Raw genomic sequence first — 6316 nt, 5'->3', positions numbered from 1 at the left:
TGAGGCCAAACCAATAATCTTCATTATCTCTAAATTTTGCAGGTATAGCATTTTTTAAAACCTCTGAGTCTACTTTGGACAGAAGGTCTCTTTTTTTTGCTAAAATCAAATTCACTGCATCTGCAGTCAAAAATAAGTCAGCTTCACCACCATTTTCCATGCGTGAGAGCAACTGAGAATAATCATCAATAATATAACGTACCTTGATGCCCGTGTTTTTTGTAAATTCATCAAATAAAGTACGTACTAATTCCTCCTTGCGTGATGAATAAACATTCACCACTTGTGAATTGTCTGTTTCGCTGTTCTTGTACAAATAAGTAACAACTATTAATACAACTGCTATTAGAAATGTGAATATTAAAGCTCTTTTCACATTGAATAGAATAATTTCTCTTAGTTAGAAATATCCAAATGGCAAGGTTTTGGCAAGTGTAAAATTCGTCTAATTCATCTTTATATCGCACATTTTTATAGTGCCAAAACAGCTATTTTCTTTCCCTCGCCAGAGTCATTATAATGCCTAACAACAATGGTCTCTATTTCTGTACTTATTTCTTTACATTTGCCTTTTACTTCTTCGAGATATCGATCATTTCTTTCTTTGATATCATCTTTAACAAGTATATCGAATTTTAGTGGTTCTATGTGTGTTTTCTTATTATGATAGCACGCAAGTATGAACACTAGGGATGCTGCAAGTACAGTCAAAACTGCAGCAACTGTGATTAGTTCTCTATTATAGGCATTGGAAAAGAATTTGGAGATTGTGAGTTCTTCTTTTTCACTACTGAAGCTAAAAAACTTAATAAACCCTCCTGATCCTAGTTGTAAGTACTTAGCAAGTGGATATATAGAACCAACAGTTATAAACGAGGAGAGGCAAATGTTGAATAATACTCTTTCATTTGCCAATTTTAATTTTTTATAGGTAAAATTTGGTATGTTTCTATGTCCTGTATAACTCTTATTTTTAAATTTTATTAGATCATTATTCTTTTTATATATTGTAATATCATGAACCAAATTATTATTACTTACCACATTGCTTAAGTCATCAAGACTACTCACAGCTGGCGATTCAGTATTTCTATAATTACATATAAAAGCACACAAACTTATAATAGCTAATCCAGAAGATATGGTTATTAGTGTCCATATTTGAAAGCTTTTTATATAATCTATAAAATTTATTGTCTCTTTTAAATATAGCAGACGATATAAACATGAAGAAGATAGATATGCTGTAATAAGAAAAGAACTTGTTGCAGGAAGTATAAAACTTTTCTGCTGTATGGCATATTTTGCTCTTGGCCAAATTCTGTTTGTTTTCTTTTTTGAATTGATTAAGGAAATCTCTGAATCTATATTACTATTAGTATCATCACTGTTTTGTGAAATGTTTGTTCTAGGTGCTGGTATAGGTGTTGTTGATCTTTCTGGCATATTTACTCTCCGAAATTAATTACTATGCTGTGTTGATTACACTATAGTTATTAAGATGTAGTAAATACTAATTTAAGAATAAATATAAAAATTTAGTATAAAAATTGCCTATCAAAGATTCTTTCGTCTAGTGAATAATCCCTATCAAAAAGTAGAGTGACTGTGTTCTCATGGTCTTTCTGCATTTTTATCTGTGATATATTATGGAACTCCTTGTAATCTGATACTACAAGTGCTGGACGATTTTCCACGTCGTTAATGTCAATTTGTACTACTGTATCACTTGAGGTTAATGCTCCGTTCCAATGCCTTGGGTGATAGCTATTAATAGAGGTCAGTGCAAGTAAGTTTGAGTTTAATGGTAAGATTGGGCCTCCGGCAGAAAAGTTATATGCAGCGCTACCGGTTGGGGTAGACAATATTATTCCATCCCCTCTAAATTTTTCTACTTTTAGCTTGTTATTGATAGTAATATTCATTTCTACTATTTGATTCGCTTTTCTGAAAACATATACCTCGTTTACTGCTATGTAATGGTATTTCTTGCCACCTATATCTGTAGCTTCCGTTTTTAACAAAGTGAGCTGAGTTGGGGTTGCGTATTCTATGTTATCAATTAGATCTTCGTTGCGGCTAAAGCACTTATTCATCAAAAATCCAACATTACCAGTATTTACTCCATATACATGTATGTTTTTATTTCCTATTACGTAATTATGCAGGGTGCGTAGCATAAAGCCATCACCGCCAACAACTATGAGTAGATCAATTTCGGATTTATTTTCCCCTGTTATATTGATAAGGTTAAATTTTTGTAACAGTTTAGATACTTCCTGCGATTTTGGTGACTCAGAAGCAACGTAGGCTATATTTTTGTATTTATGCATGCTTCACTCAGAAAGAAGCAAAAACTAGAAGATACCTCCATACTTATCGTTAAACTTAGCTATTTTGCTAGTTTTGCTTGCCGACCCACTTGTCAAACTTCCAGTCCATGCAGGGTGGGTTAGAGGATCTCTGTCAAGTTTTACCTTATCACCCTCCTTTCCATAAGTGGAACGAGTTTCAAACTCTTGACCATTTGTCATGATTATAGTAATCTTATGATAATCAATTTCTGCCATTGCTACCTACAAACTTCTAGTTAGTTAATATTCTAGTGGATTCGATTCACTAAGTCAATTATTATTCTAAAATATTGACAAAAAATAAATAAAGTAGTATACTTAATGAAGAATAAATAATAATTATTATGATTTTTGCTTTCCCTGGTCAGGGCTCTCAGTTTGTAGGAATGGGAAGGAGCTTATATAGTGAGTTCTCTGTTGCAAGACAGGTATTTAATGAAGTAGATAGTATACTAAGTAGAAAGTTATCTAGTTTAATTTTTGACGGCCCTATTGAAGAATTGACCATCACAGAAAATGCTCAGCCAGCTATAATGGCAGTGTCAATTGCAACGCTACGTGTTATGGAGCACGTGTTTGGCAGATCTCTTTTCTCTAATTGCAACGTTCAGTATGTTTGTGGGCATTCAGTTGGCGAGTATACAGCACTATGTGCTGCAGGAGCATTGACTCTTGAGTCTGCAGTCAAGCTGCTGAAAGTTCGCGGTGAAGCGATGCATGAAGCCTCTCTGAAATGTAAAGGCGGAATGGTTGCATTGCTTGGAGCAGAAATAAGCGAAGTAGAGGATGTATTAGAATCAGCCCAAATTGACGGGGTTTGTGAAGTTGCAAACGACAATGGCGGTGGACAGGTAGTGGTAAGCGGTACTGCGGAAGCTCTTGAAATGTTACCTGATTTATTCAAAGACTCAAGCGTTAGAAAACTAATTAAATTGCAAGTTAGTGGGCCTTTTCATTCATCTCTTATGAAACCTGCTGATGAAAAACTTTTGGAATTTTTGGAAAGCATTACAGTAACTCGACCTTTAATTCCCTTTGTATCAAATGTTACAGCTAAAGAAGAAAGTGACCCAGAAATAATAAGAGATTTGCTTGCTAAGCAAATCATAAGCAAAGTAAGATGGAGAGAGATGGTTTTATATATGGTAAACCGCAACGTTAACAAATTCGTTGAAATTGGGCCTAACAAAATTTTATCTAATTTAGTCAAAAGAATTGATCAATCTATCAACGTGAAAAATATAAATAGTGTTGGTGATATTGATAGTTTTCTTGATGAATCGTTAGTGTTGACAGAGGAAAATCTAGAAGTGAGTTTAAGTTGAAGTGTATCTATTTGGTATTACCCAAGTAGATACATTTTACGAACATTATGATTGATAGACCAGAAAGGATGTCATCCAAGTAGCTAGCGCTGGTCTCCATGCAATCCCGTCAAAAATGTTGTATGCGAAAGCACCCCACAGAAAATGACTAAAAGGTTTATTTTTTATTTAGTGACAATCAAACTTCGCATTTTTTATAATGTTATTTACAGTTATCATATCTTCATGGAATGAGCTCCATATATGTTTTATTAAAGAATGATCATCAATACATGCATCAGGGCTTGTTATGTTTGAGTAAATGTCAAAAAAAACACATTTACCATTAATTATACCCCTATATGTGTCTGCACCATAGAGGTGACTTGTGACATTATCACTACCGTTAAGGTACGTAAATTGATACCCATCTATCAATATCTTATTTGGTACTTCTTTTCCTTTATCATCATAAAAACCTTCATAATTCATATACGGATAACTGCTATAGCATGCTTTTTCTGAAACATCATTTTTGCTGATTAGTACATCTGCTCTTATAAAATAGTAGCGGTCGTCTTTGAATTTAAATGAAACAATTTTTCTTGCGTTTTTTATAAGAGAGTCATTTCCGTAATTATTATAAACAGTCCGTACGTTATTGTTGTTATCTACAACCATACTACCAGGTAGTGATAATTGTAAGCCGCTTTCTCTGTCATAAAATGTATGCAGTTTTTCTTTTGCAAAAATTTGTGTAGTTGACAAAAAAGCAACAATTAAAATCTTAAACAAAAAGATAATCATACCAATTATATTTGCAATACTAAAATAGGAAAAATACTCACTATACGCTACATAGTTTTTTTCTTGTTACTTTATCTTCCAGATAAACCCATACTGTGATAGTTGTAAATCCCAGCTAAGATGACAGAGAATGATAATCAAAATTAGACGATCAATGAACTACCCGTCATTTTATCCGGGCTTTTAATCCCAAGCAACTGTAAAACAGTAGGGGCGATGTCAGATAATCTTCCGTCTCTCAAATTTAGATTATCACAAAAATCAAAGCATATGATGAACGGAACTGTATTCAAAGTATGTGCTGTGTGAGGTGTGTTGTTTTCTTCATCGAACATGCACTCAACGTTGCCGTGATCTGCCGTAACAATGAGCGCAGTGTTACCCACTTCTTCAACAGAATTGAGCACTTTCATAAGGCAGTTATCTATAGCTAGCACAGCCTCCTGAGCTGCTTTCATGTTACCTGTATGACCTACCATATCAGGATTAGCGTAATTTACAACTATCAGTGCGAATTCTTGGGAATAAATTTTTTCTACAAGCTTTTCTGTGAGCTCAAAGGCTGACATTTCAGGCTGCAAATCATAAGTTTTAACTTTTGGCGAAGGGATGAGAATTCTTTCTTCACCGGGAAAAGGTTCTTCTTTTCCACAATTAAAAAAGAAAGTTACATGAGCGTATTTTTCAGTTTCGGCAATACGTAATTGTCGTAATTTATTGTCCTCTATTACCTGTCCTAAAGTGTTAGAAAAGGATGTAGGAGGAAAAAGACAGGGAATTTTTAAGTCCGCTTTGCATTGCATCATACTTAAAATTGAAGAGAATTTTGCCACTTCAATGTAGTCTGTTTTACCAAGCAAAATACTTGCCAATTGTATCATCCGATCGGCACGGAAGTTAGCTAGTAACACTCCATCTTCTGGCTTTATACCTTGATAGTTACCTATTACTGCAGGTCTGATAAACTCATCAGTTATGTTGTTTTGATAATTATCGTCAATCAACGACATCACACTATCGTGACAAGGTGCCTTTGCAAATGCAATAGCTTCGTAAGCTTCAATTGTTCTTTCCCACCTGTTATCACGATCCATAGCGTAATAACGTCCAGAGACAGTAGCAATTCTTGTATCATTGTTTATACTCTCTTCAAATTCTTGAATGCATTTTTTCCCCGAATTTGGCGAGGTATCTCTGCCATCTAAAAATGCATGTATCACCACTTTAATTCCGTGTTGCGATATTTCATTTGCTAGAGTTGAAATATGTTTTTGATGCGAATGAACACCACCTTCTGATACTAATCCCATTATATGGCATACGCCATGCTTACTTTTTAAATTGCCAATAAAGTTTTGTAGATTTGTATTGCTTTCTATTGTTCCTATTTCTTGATTAATGCGCTGTAGGCTTTGCATTACTACTCTGCCACTGCCAATATTCATGTGGCCAACTTCTGAATTGCCTATTTGACCATCTGGTAGCCCAACATCGCTTCCACAGGCAGATAAACTGCATTTTGGGTAATTAGAGCTAATATACTGCCAACAGGGTGGATTTGCATTGCTAATAGCATTATATTTACTATTCTCTATTCCATTTCCCCAGCCATCTAGTATACATAAAACAACCGATTTAAAGCTCATACGGTGCTAGAATTCTATAGATATAACATGATACCAAAAACAAACTCTTTCCACAATTTCTATATTGCGTGACATTTAGACCTCTCCACAACAAACTAGTTTTAGCATATGCAAAAAAACTACTTGACAACCTTCGCCGTTACCCCTATTATAGTAGTGAAGTTATTTGTTTAACTTCCCAATCTGTACAGGTTAAAATGACAAG

7 protein-coding genes are annotated in these 6316 nt (G+C 34.4%); 1 reads left to right on the top strand and 6 read right to left on the bottom strand.

Annotation, left to right across the window (positions count from 1 at the left end; all coding sequences use genetic code 11):
- From DM84_RS04275 to rpmE, 4 genes are all read right to left on the bottom strand, one after another.
- Nucleotides 1-376 (bottom strand): extracellular solute-binding protein (locus DM84_RS04275; protein ID WP_250778580.1); only part of this gene is annotated, 376 nt, incomplete at its 3' end.
- Nucleotides 377-471: 95 nt separating this feature from the next.
- Nucleotides 472-1446: a hypothetical protein gene (locus DM84_RS04270; RefSeq protein WP_250778578.1), complete on the bottom strand. Its 975-nt coding sequence runs from the start codon at nt 1444-1446 to the stop codon at nt 472-474.
- 92 nt (nt 1447-1538) lie between these two features.
- A complete protein-coding gene (locus DM84_RS04265; RefSeq protein WP_250778576.1) occupies nt 1539-2333 on the bottom strand; it encodes an NAD kinase in 795 nt (264 codons plus the stop codon).
- 24 nt (nt 2334-2357) lie between these two features.
- Nucleotides 2358-2570 (bottom strand): 50S ribosomal protein L31, encoded by a 213-nt coding sequence (gene rpmE, locus DM84_RS04260; RefSeq protein ID WP_041046380.1) that lies wholly within the window; start codon nt 2568-2570, stop codon nt 2358-2360.
- A 128-nt stretch (nt 2571-2698) separates the two neighbouring features.
- On the opposite strand from rpmE, the gene fabD reads away from it, so the two are divergent.
- Nucleotides 2699-3679, top strand: coding sequence for an ACP S-malonyltransferase (fabD, locus tag DM84_RS04255; protein ID WP_250778573.1), 981 nt, complete (start codon nt 2699-2701; stop codon nt 3677-3679).
- A 168-nt stretch (nt 3680-3847) separates the two neighbouring features.
- On the opposite strand, the gene DM84_RS04250 is transcribed toward fabD, so the two are convergent.
- Together DM84_RS04250 and gpmI are read right to left on the bottom strand one after the other, a co-directional pair.
- A complete protein-coding gene (locus tag DM84_RS04250) occupies nt 3848-4465 on the bottom strand; it encodes a hypothetical protein (RefSeq protein WP_250778571.1) in 618 nt (205 codons plus the stop codon).
- Nucleotides 4466-4608: 143 nt separating this feature from the next.
- The gene (gpmI, locus tag DM84_RS04245; protein ID WP_250778570.1) at nt 4609-6111 is read right to left on the bottom strand and encodes a 2,3-bisphosphoglycerate-independent phosphoglycerate mutase; all 1503 of its coding nucleotides are present in this window, start codon (nt 6109-6111) and stop codon (nt 4609-4611) included.
- Nucleotides 6112-6316: the final 205 nt, after the last annotated feature.

This window comes from Wolbachia pipientis, assembly GCF_023661085.1.
Lineage (GTDB): Bacteria > Pseudomonadota > Alphaproteobacteria > Rickettsiales > Anaplasmataceae > Wolbachia.
The sequence above is the reverse complement of the archived record's forward strand: the minus strand, read 5'-3'. Positions and strand labels throughout refer to the sequence as shown.